The organism is Scytonema millei VB511283 (assembly GCF_000817735.3).
GTDB classification, from domain to species: domain Bacteria; phylum Cyanobacteriota; class Cyanobacteriia; order Cyanobacteriales; family Chroococcidiopsidaceae; genus Chroococcidiopsis; species Chroococcidiopsis millei_B.
Map to the genome: position 1 here is coordinate 409,526 of NZ_JTJC03000003.1, position 23,834 is coordinate 433,359.

The window sequence follows — 23,834 nt, forward strand, 5'->3', positions numbered from 1 at the left end:
CAAACCCTAATCTATGGACTGCATTCATCTAGAAAAAATTCGCTGTTATGGCTATACGGGATATTTGCCAGAAGAACAGGTATTAGGACAATGGTTTGAGGTTGATGTAACGCTGTGGTTAGATTTATCGGTGGCGGGTAAGAGCGATGCTATTGAAGACACAATCGATTATCGTAATATTATTAGTAACGTTCAGCATTTAGTTAAGACTTCTAAGTTCGCTTTAGTCGAAAAGCTAGCAACTGCGATCGCAGAATCTATTTTAGTAGTAAAGGGGATAGAACAAGTCAAAGTCAAATTATCTAAACCCGCCGCACCCATACCAGATTTTAGTGGCAAAATTTCCATCGAAATTACCAGAAACGTTCTGCAATAATTTTCATTTAATGTAGAGACGTTACATGTAACGTCTCTACATAGGAATCAAAACAGTAGACATATTCACCCATTCTGCATTTGCTAAAGCTTGACGCATTTGAGTTTCATCTGTAAAGCGATTGCGTAACACTCGCCCATCGTAATTGAGTTTTACCTCATCGCGATCGAATGCCCAAGGCGAAACTTTAACTTTTTCAAACTTATCATCTAGGGGAACGAGAGTCAGCGTAGTTTCTCCTAATGCAGTAGGAATACCATCAAATTGTCTTTCTTCCTGCACTCCCATACACAAAGCTAGCGAGAGCGAATCCCAAATTGCTACTAAATTGCGATTCCGGTGAATGGCTTCTGGAATTGCATAATTTGCGTAGTACGTATCATTTTTCAAATGATTAATTAGCTGTTCTTGAAAAGCGTATTCTTGTTGTAAATATTCCTTAACTAACTGAGTAGACTCAGGTGAATTTTCCCATTTTCGGAAGCGTTCAAATAACCCTGTACCGTGGAGCGAGATCAGTAATGCTGCGTATCTACCGTAAGATAAAGTTAAATGCTTTACGCCAGACCAAATTTTGACCGATATTTCCGAAGGGAGTTCCATGAAGTTGTGAGGATATCCTGTCTGGGGATTTAAAGTCGGTTTGTCTTCCCAAAATACCCAGCCAATATCATGTATCGCCGCACCGAGACAAACTTCTTCTCTAGGCGTAAAATATCCAAAATCTTCGTTTCCCCAAGCCTGCGCCAGACAACCTGCAATCCAAGCATGAGTCGGTTGGGCGATCGCAATTATTTCTGTTGGTGTTTGGCGATGTAGCATATTATCTTAGTATGTGGCTGATATGGTCAAATTAGAATACCTGTCCCTTGACGATCGGCTTTAACAAGCGTATCTCGTATATTATTTTCTTTTATAGTGAAGTTCTACAACACCATAAGGACAGGATTTTTGACTAATCAGATCGAGCTTGAGTTCTGAGAGCGACTGGTAAAGAGTTATTCCTGTTCCTAAAATAATTGGGATGATAAAAATGAAGTATTCATCAACTAATCCATTTTGAATGAATGGAGATGCAGCTCTTCCACCTCCCATTAACCAAACTCGCTGATATCCTCTTTTATTTACGTCTTCTACAATTTCTTCCATACTTTTCATAAAAACTATATCAAGACGTAGCGTGGATAAATTTCGACTAGTTAAGACATAGGAAAGTTTGCCAGGATATGCCCAATCTCCAAATCCTAAAATCTGCTCGTAGGTAGTAGAACCCATTACTATAGCATCAATTGAGTTATAGAATTTGAGGTAATCTTTATTTTTATTTACTTGTTCAGGTGGTAATAACCAATCAATACTTCCGTCCGATCGCGCTATGTATCCATCAATACTTGTGGCTACATAAAGAATATATTTTGTCATTTTGGCTTTTGTAGCTATTACCAACTCAATTTTAATTTTAATATTTATAATTAGCTCTAACTCGGACAAGAGACTGCTTACAAAAGTAGATTTTTTGTGAATTTGAACGCAGATGGACGCGGATGAATGCGGACGAACGCGGATATAGTTTTGTTTTTTGACTTTTGACTTGACAAAAAAAGCTGCCTCCTCAAGGGAAGCAGCTGTATTCTTCACAACGGAAGTAGACAAAAGCCTACCCCTGACAGACTTTAGTAATCGAAGTCGCCGCCACCCATACCAGCGCCAGCACCGGCAGGAGCGCCATCTTTTGGTTCTGGCTTGTCAACCACGATACACTCAGTGGTCAGCACCATACCAGCAATAGAAGCAGCATTTTGCAGTGCGGAACGAGTCACTTTAGCAGGATCGACAATACCAGCGCTAAACATATCGACGTACTCATTTTTAGCAGCATCGAAGCCGATATTGAATTCTTTTTCCTTGACGCGCTCGGCGATGACCGCACCGTTTTGACCAGCGTTTTCAGCAATCCGCTTCAGGGGGGAAGTTAAAGCGCGAGCCACAATTGATGCACCGATTAATTCTTCACCTTTGAGGCTGCTGTTTGCCCACTGTTCCAACTGTGGAGCTAGGTGAGCCAAGGTTGTACCACCACCAGGAACGATCCCTTCTTCTACGGCTGCTTTAGTAGCGTTAATCGCGTCTTCCAAACGTAGTTTGCGGTCTTTCATTTCGGTTTCAGTTGCAGCACCGACTTTGACCACAGCAACGCCACCAGCTAGTTTAGCTAGACGCTCTTGCAGCTTTTCTCTATCGTAGGAAGATTCGGTTTCGTCCATTTGACGACGAATCTGTTCGCAACGAGCCTTAACAGCTTGTTCGTTACCTTCAGCAACAATAGTGGTGTTGTCTTTAGTAATGGTGATGCGGCGTGCTTTACCGAGCATGTCTAGCTTGGTATTATCCAGCTTCAGACCAGCATCTTCAGTAATCAATTGACCCCCAGTGAGGATAGCGATATCTTCCAGCATAGCCTTGCGGCGATCGCCAAACCCAGGAGCCTTGACCGCAGCTACGTTGAGTACGCCACGCAGGCGATTAACTACCAAGGTAGCTAGAGCTTCTTTCTCGATATCTTCTGCCAAAATCAGCAGCGGACGACCAGAACGAGCCACTTGCTCTAGTACGGGGACTAAATCTTGTACTAGAGTAATTTTCTTGTCGGTGATTAGGATGAAAGGTTCGTCTAAAATAGCTTCCATCCGTTCGGGATCGGTGGCAAAGTAGGGAGAGATGTAGCCTTTGTCAAAGCGCATCCCTTCAGTAATTTCCAACTCGGTAGTCATGGACTTCCCTTCTTCTAGGGAAATGACACCTTCTTTACCCACCTTATCCATCGCCTCAGCAATCATGCTGCCAACTTCTTCATCGTTACCAGCAGAAATGGAACCGACTTGCGCGATCGCCTTAGAATCTTCTACAGGACGAGCGTGTTCGGCAATCTTTTCGACTAGGAAGTTAGCCGCTTTATCAATCCCGCGCTTGAGGGAAATTGCATTTGCACCCGCAGCAACGTTACGCAAGCCTTCTTTTACAATGGCATGAGCCAATACGGTTGCAGTGGTTGTACCATCACCCGCAGCGTCATTGGTTTTGGAAGCAGCTTGACGAATTAGAGATACACCAGTGTTTTCTACGTGATCTTCTAATTCAATTTCTTTAGCGATGGTAACGCCATCATTAACGATCTGCGGTGCGCCAAACTTTTTCTCTAGCACCACGTTACGACCCTTTGGACCCAGCGTAACGGCTACCGCTTCAGCTAGAATGTCCATACCCCGTTCTAGGGCGCGACGAGCGTTTTCGTTGTAAATAATGCGCTTTGCCATAGTTGTCTAAAATTCTCTTGCTTGTGGGTTCCCAAATAAATTGTTGATGATTGGTAGTTGGTAGTTGGTAGTTGCTTGCTCCCACTAACCACTAACCACTAGTCACCAGTCACTAGCTAACAACTGCTAAAATGTCTTTCTCAGACAACAGGACGTACTCATCTGTACCTAGCTTTACGTCTGTGCCAGCGTACTTAGAGTAAAGAACTTTGTCTCCAACCTTAACTTCTAGTTCTTGGCGAGAACCATCATCATTACGCTTGCCAGGACCAATGGCGACGATTTCACCAACTTGGGGTTTTTCCTTAGCAGTGTCGGGCAAGTACAAACCGCCAGCGGTTTTCTCTTCTGAGGCGCTGACTTTGACAAATACGCGATCGCCTAGTGGCTTAACTGTAGAAACGCTTAAAGATACTGCTGCCATACAAATTCCTCGCCTTGTTAGCACTCTCAACTCCTGAGTGCTAATTTAGCCAAAAGATAGAGATCATGGCAACAAATCCAATTGTACGGGTTTCCGAACTAGGGGTGAGGGGTGAGGAGTGAGGAGTGAGGGAAAGAGGAGCAGAGGAGCTGGGGGACAAGGGGGACAAGGGGGACAAGACAATTTAAAATGCAATGTGTATGCGTGTAAATTACCTAACTCACCCGTTTCATTCCCTGAAGCTGAGATTTTTTCCCTCGCTCCTCACTCCTCACTCCTCACATGACCGATAACCTAGAGAAAGACGAAACCTGTAAACCTAAAGATGATGAAGCTTTGGCTGTTTGCGTCCAGGCTTTAGGTTTACCGCAAATTCAACGCCATGTTTTTATTTGTGCCGACCAGACTTTACCACAGTGCTGTTCTAAGGAAGCGAGTCTAGAATCTTGGGATTACTTGAAAAAACGCCTCAAACAATTAAAACTCGATAAACCAACGAGCGATCGCCCCAGTTGTATCTTTCGCACGAAGGCTAACTGCTTGCGCGTCTGTACTCATGGTCCAATTCTCGTAGTCTATCCCGATGGGGTTTGGTATCGTCAGGCAACCCCCGAAGTTATCGAACGGATTATCCAAGAACATCTCATCGGCAACAAAATTGTGCGCGAATATGCCTTTCTCGTTCATCCTCTGCCAGAACCGACATCGACTGCGATCGCAGAGGACAATTAGTACAGCATGAGAGAAGTTGATAGGTTGCCAATTATCAACCAAAAAGTCAAGAGAATTGATGAGATAACATAAAAGCCATCAGCTTTCTTGCACGAGACCCCATCTCATCACCATTTATTAAGGATAGTTACAAAGAATATTTGATTTGGTAAACAAAATTGACTGACTTTTCTCAGTACAAATTTTGGCGTTTACTCGTACTTTAGTGGGTTTTACTGATTCTTTCAGATAAAGACAAGTATATTTTGTTATTGTATCAGGTTTTATACGACAACGCCGAAAAAAGAATATATAATGATATCGCCTAAGTTATACCAAATAGGGCGTATCATTAGGTGTCCGTACTAAGACTGAAATCTTTGCAGTTGCAGTGCAGCACTAAAGCTATAAATCTTCTTTGAAGATTAAAATGGCTTTCCGACTACAAATCAGCGAGACCAAGGTCAGTAAAATACCACCAAACCGATAAATTGCAAGAGAAACTGCTATTGAAAAGTTCGACTGACTCAATTGTGGCGAGTAAGCGCAGCATGAAGGAAACTAGCGTAAAAGAGCACAAGCGACTGCTATTAATAGATGATGACCCCAACCTCATATTACTCGTCAAGGATTACCTAGAATTCCGAGGCTATGAGGTCATCACCGCAGAAAACGGGCGAGAGGCTTTAGAAGTTCTGGAGCAGGAAATTCCAGATATGATTATCTGTGACGTGATGATGCCAGAAATGGATGGCTATCAGTTTGTCAATCAGGTAAGACAAGACGAACGCACCAGTTGGATTCCGATTCTATTTCTTTCTGCCAAGGGTCAAAGCCAAGACAAAATCAAAGGTTTAAACATCGGTGCTGATGTCTACATGGTTAAACCATTCGAGCCAGAGGAACTAGTGGCTCAAGTGGAAGCTTCTCTCAAACAAGCTTATCGCCAGAGACAACAATCAGGTAGCAACGGCGAAAACGAGACAAAAATTCAAGTTCCTTTTGACGTGCATCTGACGCAAACAGAGCTAAAAGTCGTGCAGTACGTGGCGAGAGGTCTAGCTAATCGCGACATTGCCGAAGAACTGAATGTGAGTCAGCGGACAGTAGAAAGCCATGTGTCTAATATGCTTGGTAAAACGGGACTGCACAATCGTACTGAACTGGCACGTTGGGCAATTGAAAATCAAATGGCATGACTCGACATGGGAAATTGGAGGCTAAAGGACTGGGGAAGTCGAGAAAAAATGTAGCGGATTATGGCAAGAATAACTATATAGTTGAATCAGCACGACTGGCTGATGCTGTATAGATTAAATCCTGCTGCCATCTGCCTCCTGCTTTCTTGCACTAGTCTTATCTCAGTAGTGACAAGTTTAGTTTAAGTTTCTTATTAGGCGATCGCCTAAAAGAAGGTAGCGAATACGCAATTAGCTGCCTATCATGGGTAATACCAAGCTAGTGAGGATGCGGCAGTAGTAATGTTAGACCTGAACCACTGCTACAGAGTACTTGGATTAGAGCCTGGAGCCTCCCTGGAAGAAATTAACCAGGCGTATAAGGACTTGGCTTTTATTTGGCATCCCGATCGCATCCCGAAAGAGAATCAGCGGTTGCAGCAAAAAGCGCAAGAAAAATTAAAAGAAATTAATCAAGCGCGAGAGCAATTGCGGGTAATTCAGACTCGCACGGGTAAATTTACTCCGGCGCAACCAAAACCAGAGTCCCGCAGTAGATCTAAACAGTCGCAGACTCATTCTCAGTCTCATTACTACTCAGCGTCACAATCGCGCCAGCAAAGTTATTCGCAGTCGAGCAGCAATAATTCTCAGTCATATTACGATTCAACGTCGCGATCGCGTCAACAGGCAAGTTCGCAGTCGAACGGCAATAATTCACAATCTAGTTACAAACAACCGTCACAATCGCACTACGACTCTACTCAGCCGCACCAGCAGCCACATTCGCAATCTAGCTATAAGCAACCGTACCAGTCAGATTACTACTCAGCCTCACAGTCGAGCTACAAGCAGCAATCTCCTCCCTCAAGCTATTACTCGGGATCGCAATCGCCCCAACAGAGCAGTTCTCAATCTTACTATTCTGCTTCTAAGTCGCCCCAGCAAGCCACTGCTTCATCTTCCCAGCAGCCCTACCGTCCTCACTATCCCGATATGACTGGAGCCGATTTACGGGGTGCTGAGTTAAAAGAAAAAGATTTATCGGGGAGAAACTTGAGCAAAGCTAACTTAAGTAAAGCCGATCTGAGCGATTCTTTTCTGCACAAAGTCAATCTACAAGAAGCAAATCTATCTCAAGCCAACTTATTTCGTGCTAACTTATTAGGCGCGAATTTGACTTCAGCCAATTTACAGGAAGCAAATTTAATTGGTGCTGACTTGAGTGGAGCAAATTTAAGTAAAGCTAATTTAAAAGGAGCCAAAGTAGGCACAAAAGACCGAATTATGGTCAAATTAACCGGAGCAATTTTAACTGGGGCAATTATGCCCGATGGCTCAGTTCATCAGTAAAAAATCCTTTTAGTTTTTGACTTTTAACTTTTAACTTTTGACTTTTCATCTCGGCTGTGCTGTTTGGTCGTATAAAGGTTGGGTAGGCGATTTTTATCCGACTGGAAGCCGTGCGACAGAATTTTTACATTTATACAGCCAGCGACTCACGACTGTTGAAGGAAACACCACCTTTTACGCTATCCCTGATGCCGATACTGTAGCGAGATGGGCAGCAGAAACATCACCAGGATTTAAATTTTGCCTTAAGTTACCGCGAGACGTTACCCATCAAGGCTTGCTAGAACCACATATTCCCGATGCTTTGAGTTTTATCGCACGAATGCAAGGTTTAGGCGATCGCCTGGGACCAATTTTTGCTCAACTTCCGCCGCGATATAGTCCAGAAGCAATAGAGGACTTAACAATATTCTTAAATGCTTTGAGAGAAAAAGCATCGCTGGCTTTAGAAGTGCGTCATCCAAACTGGTTTCAAGAGCCGTATGCTAATCAGCTAAGAACGCTTTTAGAACAGTTGGGAATAGGTAGAGTTTTACTCGATAGCCGTCCGATATACGATGCGCCAGATGACCCACAAAGTCATTCCGAACGCCGCAAACCTAAGTTACCAGTAGAATTTAGTATCACCGCGCCGTTTAGCTTAGTTCGCTTTATTAGCCATCCAAAGTGGGAGTTAAATCAGCCCTTTCTTGAAGAATGGGTTGATTTTATCGATCGCAATTTACGTCAAGGAACCCACATTTATTTCTTCGTCCATTGTCCCATAGAAGAGCGATCGCCGCACAATGCTCGGTCTTTTCACCAGTTATTGACACAAAAAGGGGTTGTGGCTCCGCCGCTTCCCTGGAACGATTTGCAGCCATTTCCTCAGCAACTCAGCTTGTTCTAGATCGACTTTCATCCGTCAGAAAGAGTGCGATCGAATCTGTTTATCTTTAGTGTAGTAATAAGTCATATCACGTTTGTTGTAATAGCCAGATTATTGCAAGGGCGGGTTTTCCAGAATCGATCCTGACGGTATTTACGAGCGATTAACCGAACACGATATCAGAGATTTTTTCTTAGATTGGATGAGGCTGCGATTGCCTTTCACGCATTAGCCGAAGCCGTTAGCGAAGCGTTAGACGCAAAGGCGTAAAGAAGAACGCAAAAACAGCTCTTTTATTACAGTTCAGTTTTAGTAGTTTGATTTAGTAAGTAGGAGAAACAACAGTGACTTTAAGTAACGAAGAAAAACAAAAAATCATGAACGATCTAGCTCAAGGGAAGCCAGGGTTAGTTCATGAAGAAGCAACTCCTAATCTCGACCAATACGACTCTAATTTAGACCCCAAGGATTACGATAACTTTGAAAATTTTGCTCAACGTCCTGTAGATGAGACAGATACAAAAACTAATTTAGATGGCAATTTGGTCGAGCGAATTAGGTTACAGATCCGCTCCGAATTTGAAGAGGCAAAATCGACCGGACAGTTGCGATCGAGTAGAATTCGCGAGATCGTCCAATCTGCTATATACGATATCCGCACGGAGATAAAAGCAGGGTCTAGCGATATTCGTCAAATTTTTAGAGATACCATTTCAGCAGTCAGCGATAACTTTAAGGATAAAGGTAGCGAAATTAAAGAGGAAGTTACGGCTGCTGTAGAAGGATTTATTGCAGGTTACAGTAGTGGCAAACGGCAAACTATTGTCAAAGATCAGGCAGAAGTTCACCAACTACAGTCAAGAATTGACTCTCAAGAAGAGGAGCTACAACAAGAGATCGATCGCCTCTTGGTTGATGTAGAAGAAGTTGGTAAAGAATCAGATTCTAGTTTGAAAGATTCGATCCAATCCGCTATTAATGCCTTCAAAAATAGCGAAGAGTTCGCTTTAATGAAGAAGCGTTACGCTCAACTCCAAGCACAACTAGCGATCGTTCGTGCTAACCTAGCCGCACGCTATGGCGGACGTTACGAGGAGATTAAAGAAAGAATAGACGAAGCTACGCATTGGTATCAACGTACTGGTAACAAAGCTGATGCTGGAGAATCAGTAGAAGGGCGATCGCTGGAAGATAGACTCAAAGAAGTAGGAGAAGCGATCGCAAAAGGAGAGTATCAACTACGCAAAATCCTGCGCGATCTGCTCAAAGTCGCCGCAGATTTGCTCAAAGATAAAGAACCACCTGCTAGCAAATAATCTGGGTAAAGTAGGGGCGCACAGAGAAAGCGCCCCTACCCCCATCAACCAGCAGCCTGCAATTCCAAAGATGGATAATCTGTATAACCCCTCTCGTCTCCGCCATAAAAGCTAGAGCGATCGTAGGGGTTTAATTGTGCGTTGAGAGCAAAACGCTGCGGTAAATCGGGGTTGGAAATAAACAGTCTACCATAAGCAACCAAGTCCGCATCCCCAGAGGCTAATACTGTATTTCCCGATTCGCGATCGTAGCCGCCAGCACTGATGAGAGTCCCTTTGTAGATCGGACGGAAGTATTTTGATGATAGTTCTGAAGTTGGGTTTTCTACTGTCTCGTTACCAGCAACTCTCGGCTCTACCAAATGCAGGTAAGCTAATTCAAATTGATTCAGCGCATCAACTACGTAGGTAAACAATGCTTTGAGATCGGAGTCGTAGACGCTGCCAAAAGTGCCACTGGGTGAAAGTCTGACTCCCACTCTATCTGCGCCCCAAACGCTAACGACTGCTTCAGTCACTTCCATTAACAAACGGGCGCGGTTTTCAATCGAACCACCATATTCATCTGTACGGTGATTGGAGCCATCGTGGAGAAATTGATCGAGCAGATACCCATTCGCGCTGTGAATTTCTACACCATCAAACCCAGCCGCTAGCGCATTTTTTGCCCCTTGGCGATATTGTTCTACAATTCCTGGAATTTCTGCTGTTTCTAGGGCGCGGGGTGTAACGTATGGCTTTTGTCCTTCGTAGGTTGATGCCATGCCTTCTGATGGAGCGATCGCGCTAGGTGCAACGGGTAAGGCTCCGTTGAGTTGCAAATCGGGGTGAGAAATTCGCCCAACGTGCCACAACTGGAGAAAAATTTTGCCACCGCGATCGTGTACGGCTTTCGTCACTAGCCGCCAGCCTTCTACCTGTTCTTGAGAGTGAATACCAGGGGTAAATGGATAACCTAAGCCTTGTGGCGACACCTGAGTCGCTTCCGTAATAATCAGTCCTGCCGATACTCTTTGAGCGTAATATTCCGCATTCAATTCTCTCGGCACGTTACCCTCTCCCGCACGGTTGCGCGTTAAGGGAGCCATCACCATTCGGTTAGGTAATTCGTAACGACCGAGCCGAACGGGTGAGAATAGATCGATATTTGTATTCATAGGCTTTACTAGGGTAAATGGATGAAAATTAGGTGAACTGGTGTGGACTGTAGAAGCGCAAAATTTCACGCCTCTACAGATGTAATCTCTAAGCAGCTTGTCGATCTGCTGCTGGCTCTAACAAAGCATTCAATTTTTGCGCGATCGCTTTTGCTGGCACAACGCCAACAACTCGATCTACAACTACGCCATCTTGGAAAAATAACAGCGTCGGAATTGCTTGCACCTTATATCTAGAAGCAATTTCTCCGTACTCGTCAATATTCAGCTTGCCTACTGTGGCGCGTCCGGCAAAATTGGCAGCAATCTCTTCCACAATCGGGTTAACCACCCTACAAGGTCCGCACCAGGCTGCCCAAAGATCTACTAGCACTGGTGTTTTACTCTCAATCACCTCTGTTTGAAAATTCTCAGCAGTGAGAGTCAACGGCTTGACACGATCTGTCATACCTACAAGTCTCCTTCTTCATCAAAACCGGATTAGTTCGGGCAACAGGCAATTACCAACTACCTATTACCGATCGCCAACCGTAGGTTAAAATTTAAGTAGTTAAACAACCACTTGACTATTATGCTAGACAATATAAATTAAAAAGTCAAGTAGCTATTTAACTATTTAACAAGTAGTGCGATCGCGGACGAACGACCATGAAAGAGACTAATTCAGAAAAGCTCGTGTCCCTACCTGTAGCTGAAGTAGACGATAGCTGTCGTCGGGCAAAAATCTTTGCAGCCCTTGCCGACCCCACCAGATTGAAAATTGTCGAGTTACTCGCCAACGCAGGAGAATTGAGCGGTACGGAAATAGCTCAATCTTTGGGCATTAGCCTTGCCCTCTTCTGCCACCACTCCAAAACCCTATCAGAAGCAGGGTTACTCGATATTCGCAAGGAAGGGCAGACAAAATATAACTCTTTGAATTGGGAATTACTCAATGCTTGCTTGCAAAGCCTGATGAGAGGGGCTAGCGTCAGTGACCAGTGACCACGCACCACTCTCGTTCTCGACTCCCAACTCCCTCTCTTCTTGATAAAACTCCAAATATCTGCATAAAACTTCAAGCTAATTAACTTTAATTCAGCTAATTCTTACGAGAAACTACAATTTTCATTCTTACGATTAAAGACAAGATAAGGTCGGATTAAAGACGGGATAATTCTCTACAACATTATCTCTTGTCTACTCACGATCGTGCGGCTTCTCATAAAAGAATCCGCGTAGGAGGTTGTATGAATGAAAATGTCAGAGCGAGTACGCGCAATGTTGCAATTGTCGGTCCATATTTGAGCGGAAAAACAACTTTGCTCGAAAGTTTGTTATCCGTCACCGGAGCTATCACTCGTAAAGGTAGCGTCCGCGACGGTAACACCGTAGGAGACAGTGCAGCGGAAGCGCGCGATCGCCAAATGAGTGTAGAAGTAAGTGCCGCTAGTACCGAGTATGAAGGTGTCCGCTTCACATTTGTTGACTGTCCGGGTTCGGTCGAATTTGCCCAAGAGACATATAACGCTCTTATGGGTGTAGATGCAGCAGTTGTTGTTTGCGAACCAGCAAATGATAATAATGAAAATGGTCTGCGTCAGAAGGTACTTACCCTCGCTCCTCTATTTAAATTTCTTGACGATTGGGAAATTCCCCATCTCGTATTTATTAACAAAATGGATCGGGTTAGCAACAATTTCATGGATATGTTGCACGCCCTTAAAGCTGTTTCCAAGCGTCCGCTCGTACCGCATCAATATCCCATTATTCAAGACGAACAGCTAACTGGATTTATCGATTTAGTCAGCGAACAAGCATATCAATACCACTCTGGCGCACCAGCCGATCCGATTCCATTGCCAGCATCTTTAAAAGCACAAGAACAAGCAGCTAGAGCGGAAATGTTGGAAGAATTAGCCAACTTTGACGACCATTTATTGGAAGAACTTTTAGAAGAAATCGAGCCGCCTCAAGAAGAAATTCTGCAAGATTTGAAATTAGAACTAGGGGCAGATTTAGTCGTTCCAGTATTTTGTGGAGTTGCAGACCGAGATTTTGGAGTTAGACCGCTTTTAGAAGCACTGTTACGAGAAGCACCTGAACCACAAGACACCGCTCAACGACGAGGGCTTGGCGCTACTGCTGAAACTCCCATAGCCCAAGTATTGAAAACCTATTACACGCCCCAAGGAGGCAAACTTTCCCTAGTACGGGTATGGCAAGGTAAGTTAACCGATGGCATCGTGTTGAATGGTACTCGCGCTGGCGGGATTTATCGGCTACTAGGACAGCAACAGACCTCGATAAATGAAGCTGAAGCTGGTGAAGTTGTTGCCCTCAGCCGCTTGGATGGCGTGAAAACTGGCGATACTCTGTCTGCAAATGGGCAAGTTAAGGAACTACCCAAAGCAGAAATACTCAAACCAGTTTATGCCTTGGCGATCGCCCCAGAAAAACGTAACGACGAAGTTAAATTGAGTGCGGCGCTGACTAAGCTGTTAGAAGAAGACCCATCTTTAATGTGGGAACAACACGGTGATACCCACGAAGTTATCCTGTGGGGACAAGGTGAAATTCACTTGCAAGTAGCCCTCGATCGCCTGCGTCGGAAGTATAATTTGCCGATGGGAACTCATCTACCACAAGTACCCTATAAAGAAACCATTCGCAAGCCTGCTGCTTCAGTTCACGGACGCTACAAGCACCAATCAGGAGGACATGGGCAGTTTGGCGATGTTTACCTAGATATTAAACCGCTTGGGCGCGGAGAAGGCTTTAATTTTAGCGAAAAGATTGTAGGTGGCGTGGTTCCGAAGCAATATATTCCTGGCGTTGAAGTTGGCGTGAGGGAGTTTTTGGTACACGGTCCCTTAGGCTTCCCCGTAGTTGATGTTGCCGTCACCCTGACCAACGGCTCTTATCACACGGTTGATAGCTCCGAGCAAGCATTCAAACAAGCGGCACGGCTAGCTATGCAAACGGGAATGACTCAGTGCGAACCAACGCTATTAGAGCCGATCGCCTCAGTTGAAGTCAATACGCCCAGCGAATTCACCTCCAAGGTGATGCAACTCGTGAGCGGACGACGGGGACAAATTCTCGGCTATGAAGGCAGATCGGATTGGTCGGGGTGGGACAAACTCACTGCTTACTTACCCCAAGCCGAGATGCAGAACTTCATCGTTGAGTTGCGATCGCTAACTCTAGGTGTTGGTTCCTTCCAATGGCAATACCATCACTTACAAGAAGTTCCTGACAAGTTAGCAGAGCGAGTTTTGGCAACTGGCAGTAACGGTAACGGCAATCGTTGATGCATCGGGCTTGATTACCTCTGCTAAAAAGATCGGTCGTTTTCGATTAGATAAATTACACGATCTGTAGGGGCGCACAGCTGTGCGCCCCTACGAATTGTGCGCCCCTACGAATTGTGCGCCCCTACAAATAATCGTCGTCAAATTAGCATTACTGTCATCCCCAACTTTCCCAGCAAGGGATCTAGAGGAATTTTTTTCTGACATACATATAGGCTTTGGAAAGCATAAAATTGAGAATACTAAACCAAGCAGCGCCCAATTTTTTCTTATGATAAACTCACAAACTTGGTACGTTGTCAAGCTACCAGACGGTCACTGCCAAATTGTTTCCGACGAGCAGGTGAATGTAGAAATAGATTCGGAGGCACGGAAACGCTGGGGACCGTTTCCATCTCAAGCAGAAGCGATCGCCCGCCGAATCGGACTCATCCGCGCTGGAAAATGCCAACCTATTTGAGCGGCGCTCGGGCTTGGGAGAAGAAAATTTTGAATTTTGGATGATGGATTTTAGATTGGTGATTGGTTATCGATGAGAAGCGCTCTTGCAAAAGGTAAGTTTTGACTTTTGACTTTTGACTTTTGACTTTTGACTTTTGACTTTTGACTTTTGACTTTTGACTTTTGACTTTTGACTTCTTACCCTAGCCTTAAGCCCCTACCTTGTCGCAGAGTTCCCCTTAGCTGCAATCTGCTTCTGTAATATGTCTAATGCTTTCGCATACTGCGGATCTGATGGCGTACCAACTTTGTCGCGGTTGCGCAGGAATAAAGCCTGTTTTTCTTTGTCCGTCAGGGACACTACCACATTAGGAGCAATCCCAGACTTATTGATGTCGCGCCCGTTAGGGGTAAAGTACTTCGCTATGGTTACAGCTAAGCCGGAACCATCTCCCAAGCTGCGTACCGACTGTACCAACCCTTTACCAAAAGTTTTTTCTCCAACTAAAACCGCGCGTTTGTTATCCTGTAGAGCGCCAGAAAGAATTTCACTGGCACTCGCTGAGCCATCATTCACTAGCACGACTAGAGGCTTATTTGTTAACGGTCGGTGATTAGACCTTTCAATGTCTTGTTTCCCTTGTCGGTTCTTTGTCGAAACAATTACCCCGTCATCCAGCCACATTTGAGCAATTTCTACACTCGCTAGTAACAAACCGCCAGGATTATTACGTAAATCCAAAATGTAACCAGAGACCTGCTTCTTTTCTAAATCTTGAATCGCATCGCGCATTTCCGTAGCAGCGTTGGCACTGAATTGATTTAAGCGAATATATCCCACACCACCTGCTGGATTATTTTGATAGCTGTAACGCACGGGATGAATTTCAATTCGCGCTCGTTTTATCCGAAAATCTTTCTGCTGTCCGTTTCGCAAAATCGTGATTTGTACTTCTGTACCTGGTTGTCCGCGAATCAACGAGACTGCTTGATTCACGTCCATTCCCTTAGTGCTTTTACCATCGATTTTGACGATCGTATCCCTAGCAAGAATTCCAGCACTGAAAGCAGGTGTATCTTCAATTGGGGCAATTACAGTTAGTTGCTTTGTTTTCTCGTCTTGGGCGATTTGAATCCCAATTCCCGTTAGTTCTCCAGAAGTATCTACCTGCATATTCTTGAATTCTTCTGGGTCCATAAATCGGGTATATGGATCTTTGAGCTTTTCTAGCATTTGACGGACTGCTTTGTAAGCATCCTCTCGATTGGCATAAGAGCGGCTCAAGTACTCTTTGCGCACAGCTTGCCAATTGACCTTGTTGAAAGTCCCGTCCACATACTGTCGATCGATAATTTGCCAAACTTCATCGACTAATTCTTTCGGACTTTCACGAAAGAAAGCTTGAGTTTGAGAACGATCGCTAAAACTGGCAACTGCGGCAGTTGAGAGCATCACTGCCGTTGCACCCAATAGAATTCCGCGCTTATTCCCGATCATATTGACACTGCACAGCTGGAGAACAAAGCAAACCAAGTAAGCCCAATTTAACACAGGGCGCTCAGACAGTGACCAGTTTTGACAGCGATCGATAACCGCAGCAGACAAACCTTGGTTACTGGTCACTGGTAACAGGTCACTGCTTACGGATCGACCCAGCGATCGTCTGCCTTAATTAAGTTAATCAATTCTTCCACTCCTCGATCTTCAGGAACGCGCTTGATCTCTTCTCGACCGCGATAGAGAGAAATGTAACCAGGTTGCTTTCCTACATAGCCGTAGTCCGCATCCGCCATTTCCCCAGGACCATTGACAATACATCCCATAACGGCAATATCTAAACCTGTTAGGTGCTTAGTTGCCTCTCTAACTTTATGCAACACTTCCTCTAAATTAAAGAGGGTGCGTCCGCAAGAAGGACAGGCAACGTACTCTACCATTGTTTTTCGCAAACCTAAAGATTGCAGAATGCTGTAACAAACGGGAATTTCTTTTTCTGGCGCTTCTGTCAGCGATACGCGGATGGTATCGCCAATCCCTTCAGCTAATAGCGTCCCAATCCCAGCAGTAGATTTGATTCGACCGTATTCGCCATCTCCAGCTTCCGTCACGCCTAGATGCAAAGGATAGTCCATGCCTAGCTCATTCATACGCTTAACCATCAAACGATTGGCAGCGATCATCACAGGCACTCGCGATGCTTTAAGAGAAATTACTAAGTTGCGGAAGTCCAGCGATTCGCAAATCCGAATGAATTCCAGCGCTGACTCTACCATTCCTTCTGGGGTGTCGCCGTAGGTAAACAGCATTCTTTCTGCCAAGGAGCCGTGATTCACGCCAATCCGCATGGCTTTACCCTGGTCGCGCAAGCAGACTACCAGTGGTTCCAAAGTTTGACGAATCTTGTCTCCAATTTCCTCGAATTCTGTTTGACTGTACTCGGTGCGATTGGATTTAGGTTTTTCAAATACGTACAAGCCGGGATTGATCCGCACTTTATCGATGTGCTTGGCAACTTCCAAGGCAATTTTCATCCCATTATGATGCACGTCAGCCACAATTGGGACTGGTTGGTAAGAGGCATACAACTTTTGTTTGATTTCTGCCAGGGCTTGAGCGTGTGCCATACTTGGTACGGTTACGCGGACTATTTCGCAGCCAATTTCATGTAGGCGACGAATAGCAGCAACGGAACCATCTATGTCCAGGGTGTCTTCGTTGATCATGGATTGCACCACCACCGGATGACCGCCACCAATCGTGACGTTTCCTACCTGAATCGGACGAGTCTGGCGGCGATGGATAGTAGTATCGGTGGAAAGTTCGCCAGAAGAAGATTTTACTGTAGCTGGGTTCGGGAGAGTCTGCATAACCTGTTGGCTGAATTTTTGTAGCGAGATTATCAGATGAGTCTATCTGTTTCTCAGATTGCCACAAATTAGGGACAGGGGGCTAGTTATCAGTTATCAGTTATCAGTAAGTGCGTGGTGCGTGGTGCGTCAACTCTCTCCCTCAGCTCCCGATCGCGCTCCCTCAGCTCTCTTTCCCCTGCTCCCTACTCCCTGCTCTCTGCTCCCTGAGTTAATAGCTGCTTCAAAGCTAGCCAGATAAACAGGGGCATGGTGGTAGTATATCTTTTCCAGAGTCTACGTGGTTCTTGAACTAATCTGTAAAACCACTCCAAACCAAAGTTTCTCATCCACAAGGGAGCGCGTTTGTGAATTCCTGCATACACTGGAAATACTCCGCCTACACCGATCGTGACGGCATGGATTTTGCCTTTATGTCGATCCATCCAATATTCTTGCTTCGGACATCCTAGAGCGACTAACACAATTCCAGCTCCACTATCATGGATTTTTTGAATGACCGCCGCATCCTCTGCTTTTGTAAGCGGACGGAATGGTAATGGCTCCATTCCGGCAATTTCTAAAGCGGGAAAGTCACCCTCTAAGCGCTTTCGCATCTGTTCTAATATGGAGGCTTCCGAACCAAGAAAAAAGACTTTTATCCGACGCTGGGGAGCCTGTTGACAAATAGATAACATGATGTCTAGCCCAGCAACGCGATTCTGATGCTGCGCGCCCATTAGTTTCATCATCCATACTAAGGGCATACCATCAGGAGTGACTAAATCTGCACGAGCTAACACTGCATAAAATTCTGGATGCCAGTAGGCTTCTGTCAGCATATGGACATTCGCCACACACACAAATCGGCTAGAACGGCTGCTAGCCCACTCCAATATCATGTCTATTTGGCGATCGAAAGGTGCTACCGTGACTGGTGAGCCAATCACACAAATTCTGATTTGAGGAATTTCAGCCGGAATAACTTCTAACTCCAATTTATTTACTGGAGTATGAAACGATTGAGCGATCGCTAGACCGGAGAAATCCGATGTTATTTGTTGGATTAACTCCACTGTTTCTACTTTATTTGTTGTATCAAATCTCATTTCCCTGAACTCTTCACTTGAGTCATTGCCATGAATGACAGTATAGTTTGAAAGTAATTTATAGTATTGCTAATCATTGATTATTTGCGCTTTTAACGATAAAAGAAAAATTGCAAATTCCTCAAAACTCTAGTTTTTACTAGAAAGACTTTAGAGGAATCTTAATTTTCTTGCTATTGTTTTGACGACTCATGATTTATTTGATTAAATTCAATCTGTATGGTAAATGAGCCATAGAAGTGATGACGAAACTATAAATATTATCTGTTAAACATGAATCAACAGAGATAACAGCACCTATAGATTTGAGAGATTGCTACACGTTTTCTCAAAGTACGGTGGGATTGATGAAACCTACCCTGAAACTTATCTATATGTCTAAATTTATACCAAAGCTTACTGACAAGCAATAGTAGTTCAGCAACTTCATTAAAAAATAATAATTGCTCAGTCATGGTACGATCGCTACCCAGCTATAGTAGCAGATTTGCTTCTATTTAATAACTCGTAAATTGCTCGATCGCAAAACTCTGAAAATACAGAAGTTATGAAATCCGTCTCAAGCGATTGATTTGCCATTGCAGACCGATAAGAGTAGCCATAAAGAGCATGTAGCCAGGTTCTTCTATTTGAGTGAAAATCAACCCAAAAACAAATATAGTTAGGAGAAAAAACCGAGAAATATCGTCCGAACACAGCCTGTACCAAACAAGAAACGCAAGATAAAAATAAGCTCCTAACCCTAGCAGACCCAAATCTCCCCAAATTCCTGCCCAACCAAAAAACGGCGAAAACATGCTAGATTTATCGCCAAACCAGCTTGCTCCTACCGCACTCCATACAGCTTCGCTAACAGAAAGTTGAGTTGCCCCTAGAGGTGAGAGCAGATCCCAATAATCACGCAGCATCCATCCTCCTAAACGTCCGATCGTATGACCAGGACCAAGCCCCAGTAAGGGGTTGAGCGGTGAATGATAGAAAGAAGAAATAATTGAGAATCCTACGAGTTTAAGCTTCATCCCCTCTAAAGTCATATCGACGCTCCAGGCGAGAAACCCATTATTTGCCAACCAAACTGCGAGAAATACAGCTAAAATTGCTCCAATTGAGTATTTTACAAATTCTGTAATATCTTTTAATTTAGTGCAAAAAAGAAGTACGAGAGCAACTAAAAATACTGCTAGAACTTGTTTGGCATCTGATACTAATACGTGAACAATAGTAGCAAGAAATACAGATACTCGCAGCCAAAGTGGACGTTCTTTAGCAATACATAAATAGTACGTACCAAATGTCAATGAAACTGAAGCACCAACAACATGACCAGAACCTTGGTTTAAAAAAACTCCTTTAATATTGTCTTCTAAACCTTCCTGAAGATGTAAGTTGAGAACAAAGCGCTGGGACAAAGCAAGCAGGAGATTTATAAAGCCAAAACGCACTAACCAACAGTGCAGTTTTTCTGTACTAGTTAGAGACAGGGGAATGCAGGCGATCGCGACTAGAAGTAAGTACGGCTCGGTCAGCATTAAATAATTGAGAACTACATTAATTAATCCAGCATTATTAAGTAGTCCACTAGCACACATTAAGACGAAAAATATTAATAATCCTAAGAGAATTTCCTGGACGATGGTAAGTTGACGCTGGTTTTTAGAGCGAGCTTTGACAAGAGCAATGCCACAGGCAAGTGGAACTGTAGCAAAGTGTAAAAAATTAATTGCTGCGGGTACTCCTAATGCCTCGATGATACGGGCAAAATAAGCAGTAGCAAATGCCAATAGTACAATTGTGGAACTTTTAATGAATCCCTTGCGTTGTTGCTGACACGCCGCCTCTACGTTCATCGATCCACCTCTAGATACAAGCACCAGAGCGGGCTGTATGCCGCTACGTGTAAGTTAGGCATGAGGAGCTAATGTATAAATTTCCATCATGCGGCGATAGTTTTCCTCCGCAGTGTACTTAGCCTCAAATTCAGCCCTAGCTGCTCGGCGCATCTGCATCAGTTCTTCTGGATGTGATAAAGCCCACTCTACCTGCTCGACAAGGTCTTGGGTGTTACCTGGAAGAAAATGAAGTCCGGTTTGCCCAGGCGTAACTAACTCGGCGATCGCACCAATTGCTGAAGCTACGACAGGAGTTCCCTTAGCAAAAGCCTCGATCGCAACTCTGCCAAAAGTCTCGTACCATTCAGAAGGAAAAATCAGCAAGGCAGCTTCTCCCATTAACTCGTAGACTTCTTCCAACGGTCTGCGTCCTAGCCACTCTACTCCTGGTATGCGCTTTGTTGCCTCAACAACTTGAGGTGCTAACGGTCCATCGCCAACAATTTTCAAAGGGATTTTTCCACCCAATTGTTCCCAAGCAGCTAGTAGTGTCCCTAAACCTTTTTCTGGCGAAAGCCGCCCGACAAAAATGGCGTATCCACCACGTCCTGTTCCTGGTGCGGGAGCGGGATGTAGAAAATTAGTTTTAAATAGAATTTTGTTCTCCGGTAAGCCACCTTGAACGAATTTCTGCAAAGCGAAATGGCTATACGCTACGAATACGTTTACTGTTTTTGTCCAAGTACACATCATTGAGTGCAAGTTTACCATTGCTGCTACGACTCCACTTGCTGTTTGACTATCTCGGTAGCAACCGCGAATGATGCCAGGTATAGAACCGCATTTACCCAAACAGTCTTCGCAGATTTTGCCATCGCGAAAAAACAGAGCATTGGGGCATAAGAGACGATAGTTGTGCAAAGTTTGGACGACTGGTACACCCTCATCCTTCATGGCGTGATACGCGGCTGGGGAAATCAGAGGAAATGTGTTATGGAAATGAGCAACCTCCGGTCGTTCCTGGCGGACGATCGCCCGGAGATCGCGGTATACATCATTATTCCAGATTGTTTTTTTCGCCAGAGTCAGAGGATTCATTCCCTCAACGCGATCGTTATGAATCGTGTAGCGATGTACTTGATGACCGCGCGTTTCTAAAAGAGCCGATTCGGTAGCAAAGATTTGTTCTTCACCACCGGGTTGTTGGTAATAGTTATGAACTGTGAGAATACGCATGAGGAATCGTTTGTCGATTGAGAATGTTGTCGTAGCACTGAACTAATTGCTGACCCTTATTTGCCCAGTTGAACAGCTCGTTTGCCCTCTTCTGTCCTGCCTTGCCCAATTCGGCACTCAGTTCAGCGTCGTTTGCCAGACGAGACATAGCATCAGCAATACCTGTGACAGCTTGCTGAGGTTCGATTGCGGGGACTTTAAAACCTGTTGCCTCGGTGACCTGAACCGCTGGTCCACCTAAATCGAGACAGACAACCGGACAACCTGCTGCCATTGCTTCTAAGCAGACAAATCCTCCAGATTCGTGCAAACTAGGATGAACCAATGCCCTTGCATCTGCCATCATTTGCCAGATGCGATCGCGGGACATCTCAGGGCAGAACTTGACTTGAGAGATAATTCCTAGCTCTTGGGCGAGGATTTGTAACCGTTTCCGTTCGGGTCCGTCTCCCACAATCCAATATTCGGTATCAGAGGGTAAATCTGCTTGAGCAAAAGCACGTAGTCCCAGGTGAAAACCCTTCCAATGCAACAGTCTGCCAATAGAAATAAACCTGACTGGGCGATCGCTAGAAATGCAATTCTGACTCAAACGGGCGATCTCTTCTGGGAGTAAGGCAACTTGGGAAAGTACTTTGACGTTTTTCGCTCCCATTTGAGAGAGTTGCCGCGCCGTGTCCTCAGTAGTTGCCCAAGCTAAGACAGAGCGTCTTGCTGTCAGGCGAGCAAACGGATCGAGTTCTCCTAAACGACGCGAGAAATCACGCAGTATTTCGTAAACTTTGCCTTGCCAGCTAAAGTCTTGCCAAAAAGCCTTTGGTGCAGATTCACCGCCGCCCACAGGACCCCAAATGAAGGGAACTGGCAGCAGAGAGAGGAAACTAGGACTAGAGTATTTAACAAAAGTGACGTGCTGAATTAAGTCGAAGCCAATTTGACGATGCAGTTGACGGGCAACAAAATAAGCTTGAATCTGCCAGAGATAGTAGTGGATTTGAAATGCTCCATTGCCCCATTTCCAACCGCCACCCCAGATTGGCAAGGTGAAATAGAGAAAATTCAGGTTGGGGATTGGATGACGGGCTAGCTCTGCCTCAATTGCCTTGCGACCGTCATCAGGTCGAGTTAGTACCCAAACTTGATGGTATTTGGCAACCTCTCGAACTGTGTTCCAGCCTACCCCTAATTCAGTTCCTCGACCTGGTTCGCAGGCATAGGCAGACAATAGAATCTTCATCGACACAGTACCTCTTGGCGAACTAACCCAGTAGTAGAGAAATCTAAATATTGCTGAGCGATTTTTAGATACTGAAAGTCTCGCGCCCGTTTACGTGCCTGGGTTTGATAATGCTGCTTGAGGCTGGGGTTGCTGAGAATTTGCAAAATTCCTGTTGCCAGTGCTTCTGGATCTCCAGCAGCTACCATCATTCCGTGCTTGCCATATTCGATCAAATCCTTCGAGCCACCTGGGGCATCGTTGACAACAACAGCCGCACCACAAGCCATTGCTTCTTGTAAAGCGATCGGGCAACCTTCCCAAGCTGATGCGAGTACGAATACGTCACAGGCAGACATGTATCTGTAAGGGTTGCGATCGTATCCCGGCATCGCCACGCAATCTTCGATTTGGAGTTCGTAGCACAGGGTTTCTAGTTGCGATCGCAAGGGTCCTTCACCCAAAATCAACAGTCTGGCAGGCTGAATCTTGACAACGCGGGCAAAAGCACGTAGCAATACATCGAGTTGTTTTTGCTTGGCTAGACGAGCTACGGTAACGATGGTTGGTGTTTCCGAGTCTAAAAACCAGGGGTGATCGGTTGGTTTTTTCGCTAGTTGTTGCACGCGATCGAGGTCGATGGGGTTGAAAATCACCCGCATCGGAATGCGCGGTGGTACTTTAATAGTTTCAACTAAGTCAGCGATCGTATCTTGAGAAACGGCAATTAAGCCATCACCATAGGGATACGTGTACCGCATTAGCGTTGGTAGAGATTGCAAATGCAGTTTATCTTGATGCTCGATGCCTGTTTCTAAGCTAATAATATTGTGTTCGCCAATAATAATTTTGCTATCAATTCCTGATAAGTACCTTGCCCAAATTGCCGTAACATTAAAATACCAAGGCATTGGAAAGATAACATCTGGTTTACTTTGTTTAAGATAGCGAATAGTTGGTAGTAGAGAAAAAGCCGTGCGTCGAGTATTAAGAGTAACTATATTAATGTCTGGATATTGGTCTTTTTCTGCTTGAGTTGCTTTTAAAACCACAAACTCACAATCGATTCCTAACTCCTGAAAGCCGCGAGAGAGGGCAGTTCCTAAACTAGTGAACGCACCACCTCCAATGTCATGCGTCAGGATAGCAACTTTTTTCATAGTCAT

The 23,834-nt window shown here is 44.7% G+C and carries 23 protein-coding genes; 10 read left to right on the top strand and 13 right to left on the bottom strand.

What is annotated here, in order from left to right; translation table 11 throughout:
• Positions 1 to 13 precede the first annotated feature (13 nt).
• Entirely contained in the window at positions 14 to 376 is a 363-nt protein-coding gene (folB, locus tag QH73_RS13620; RefSeq protein ID WP_039713351.1) for a dihydroneopterin aldolase, read from the top strand.
• Between the two features lie 36 nt (positions 377 to 412).
• On the opposite strand, the gene QH73_RS13625 is transcribed toward folB, so the two are convergent.
• The 4 genes from QH73_RS13625 to groES form a co-directional block, all read right to left on the bottom strand.
• The gene (locus QH73_RS13625; protein ID WP_039713350.1) at positions 413 to 1,198 is read right to left on the bottom strand and encodes a DUF3891 family protein; all 786 of its coding nucleotides are present in this window, start codon (positions 1,196 to 1,198) and stop codon (positions 413 to 415) included.
• Positions 1,199 to 1,279: 81 nt separating this feature from the next.
• On the bottom strand, positions 1,280 to 2,029 hold the full coding sequence (locus QH73_RS13630; protein WP_236147005.1) for a dihydrofolate reductase family protein: 750 nt from the start codon (positions 2,027 to 2,029) through the stop codon (positions 1,280 to 1,282).
• Positions 2,030 to 2,049: 20 nt separating this feature from the next.
• Positions 2,050 to 3,690, bottom strand: a complete 1,641-nt coding sequence (gene groL / locus QH73_RS13635) for a chaperonin GroEL (RefSeq protein ID WP_039713349.1) — start codon at positions 3,688 to 3,690, stop codon at positions 2,050 to 2,052.
• A gap of 112 nt (positions 3,691 to 3,802) precedes the next feature.
• Positions 3,803 to 4,114, bottom strand: a complete 312-nt coding sequence (groES, locus tag QH73_RS13640) for a co-chaperone GroES (protein WP_039713348.1) — start codon at positions 4,112 to 4,114, stop codon at positions 3,803 to 3,805.
• Positions 4,115 to 4,232: 118 nt separating this feature from the next.
• On the opposite strand from groES, the gene QH73_RS13645 reads away from it, so the two are divergent.
• From QH73_RS13645 to QH73_RS13670, 6 genes are all read left to right on the top strand, one after another.
• A complete protein-coding gene (locus tag QH73_RS13645) occupies positions 4,233 to 4,400 on the top strand; it encodes a hypothetical protein (RefSeq protein ID WP_165587693.1) in 168 nt (55 codons plus the stop codon).
• Positions 4,397 to 4,846: a (2Fe-2S) ferredoxin domain-containing protein gene (locus QH73_RS13650; protein WP_039713347.1), complete on the top strand. Its 450-nt coding sequence runs from the start codon at positions 4,397 to 4,399 to the stop codon at positions 4,844 to 4,846. Before QH73_RS13645 ends, QH73_RS13650 begins: the two co-directional genes overlap by 4 nt.
• Positions 4,847 to 5,376: 530 nt before the next feature.
• Positions 5,377 to 6,024 (top strand): response regulator transcription factor, encoded by a 648-nt coding sequence (locus QH73_RS13655; protein WP_039714477.1) that lies wholly within the window; start codon positions 5,377 to 5,379, stop codon positions 6,022 to 6,024.
• A gap of 282 nt (positions 6,025 to 6,306) precedes the next feature.
• Positions 6,307 to 7,356, top strand: a complete 1,050-nt coding sequence (locus tag QH73_RS13660; RefSeq protein WP_039713346.1) for a pentapeptide repeat-containing protein — start codon at positions 6,307 to 6,309, stop codon at positions 7,354 to 7,356.
• Between the two features lie 37 nt (positions 7,357 to 7,393).
• Positions 7,394 to 8,245: a DUF72 domain-containing protein gene (locus QH73_RS13665; protein WP_039713345.1), complete on the top strand. Its 852-nt coding sequence runs from the start codon at positions 7,394 to 7,396 to the stop codon at positions 8,243 to 8,245.
• 323 nt (positions 8,246 to 8,568) lie between these two features.
• Entirely contained in the window at positions 8,569 to 9,540 is a 972-nt protein-coding gene (locus QH73_RS13670; RefSeq protein WP_309476481.1) for a histidine kinase, read from the top strand.
• Between the two features lie 44 nt (positions 9,541 to 9,584).
• Here QH73_RS13670 and QH73_RS13675 read toward each other — a convergent pair whose 3' ends face one another.
• A complete protein-coding gene (locus QH73_RS13675; RefSeq protein ID WP_039713344.1) occupies positions 9,585 to 10,697 on the bottom strand; it encodes an alkene reductase in 1,113 nt (370 codons plus the stop codon).
• Positions 10,698 to 10,785: 88 nt separating this feature from the next.
• On the bottom strand, positions 10,786 to 11,145 hold the full coding sequence (gene trxA, locus QH73_RS13680; RefSeq protein WP_039713343.1) for a thioredoxin: 360 nt from the start codon (positions 11,143 to 11,145) through the stop codon (positions 10,786 to 10,788).
• A gap of 200 nt (positions 11,146 to 11,345) precedes the next feature.
• Between trxA and QH73_RS13685 the strand changes: the two genes are divergently transcribed.
• From QH73_RS13685 to QH73_RS13695, 3 genes are all read left to right on the top strand, one after another.
• Positions 11,346 to 11,681, top strand: coding sequence for an ArsR/SmtB family transcription factor (locus QH73_RS13685; protein ID WP_039713342.1), 336 nt, complete (start codon positions 11,346 to 11,348; stop codon positions 11,679 to 11,681).
• 245 nt (positions 11,682 to 11,926) lie between these two features.
• The gene (locus QH73_RS13690; RefSeq protein ID WP_039713341.1) at positions 11,927 to 13,990 is read left to right on the top strand and encodes an elongation factor G; all 2,064 of its coding nucleotides are present in this window, start codon (positions 11,927 to 11,929) and stop codon (positions 13,988 to 13,990) included.
• 271 nt (positions 13,991 to 14,261) lie between these two features.
• Positions 14,262 to 14,450 (top strand): hypothetical protein, encoded by a 189-nt coding sequence (locus tag QH73_RS13695; protein ID WP_052289904.1) that lies wholly within the window; start codon positions 14,262 to 14,264, stop codon positions 14,448 to 14,450.
• Positions 14,451 to 14,648: 198 nt separating this feature from the next.
• Here QH73_RS13695 and ctpC read toward each other — a convergent pair whose 3' ends face one another.
• The 7 genes from ctpC to QH73_RS13730 form a co-directional block, all read right to left on the bottom strand.
• Positions 14,649 to 15,929 carry a carboxyl-terminal processing protease CtpC gene (gene ctpC / locus QH73_RS13700; RefSeq protein WP_039713340.1) on the bottom strand — a complete coding sequence of 427 codons (1,281 nt, stop codon included), beginning with the start codon at positions 15,927 to 15,929 and terminating at the stop codon, positions 14,649 to 14,651.
• A gap of 143 nt (positions 15,930 to 16,072) precedes the next feature.
• Positions 16,073 to 17,299 (bottom strand): (E)-4-hydroxy-3-methylbut-2-enyl-diphosphate synthase, encoded by a 1,227-nt coding sequence (gene ispG, locus QH73_RS13705; RefSeq protein WP_039713339.1) that lies wholly within the window; start codon positions 17,297 to 17,299, stop codon positions 16,073 to 16,075.
• Positions 17,300 to 17,484: 185 nt separating this feature from the next.
• Positions 17,485 to 18,387: a WecB/TagA/CpsF family glycosyltransferase gene (locus QH73_RS13710; RefSeq protein WP_236147006.1), complete on the bottom strand. Its 903-nt coding sequence runs from the start codon at positions 18,385 to 18,387 to the stop codon at positions 17,485 to 17,487.
• Positions 18,388 to 18,932: 545 nt separating this feature from the next.
• On the bottom strand, positions 18,933 to 20,234 hold the full coding sequence (locus QH73_RS13715; protein ID WP_039713338.1) for a hypothetical protein: 1,302 nt from the start codon (positions 20,232 to 20,234) through the stop codon (positions 18,933 to 18,935).
• Between the two features lie 54 nt (positions 20,235 to 20,288).
• A complete protein-coding gene (locus tag QH73_RS13720) occupies positions 20,289 to 21,452 on the bottom strand; it encodes a glycosyltransferase (protein WP_039713337.1) in 1,164 nt (387 codons plus the stop codon).
• Positions 21,430 to 22,689: a glycosyltransferase family 4 protein gene (locus QH73_RS13725; protein ID WP_039713336.1), complete on the bottom strand. Its 1,260-nt coding sequence runs from the start codon at positions 22,687 to 22,689 to the stop codon at positions 21,430 to 21,432. The genes QH73_RS13720 and QH73_RS13725 overlap by 23 nt, the downstream gene beginning before the upstream one ends.
• A complete protein-coding gene (locus QH73_RS13730; RefSeq protein WP_039713335.1) occupies positions 22,686 to 23,834 on the bottom strand; it encodes a glycosyltransferase in 1,149 nt (382 codons plus the stop codon). The genes QH73_RS13725 and QH73_RS13730 overlap by 4 nt, the downstream gene beginning before the upstream one ends.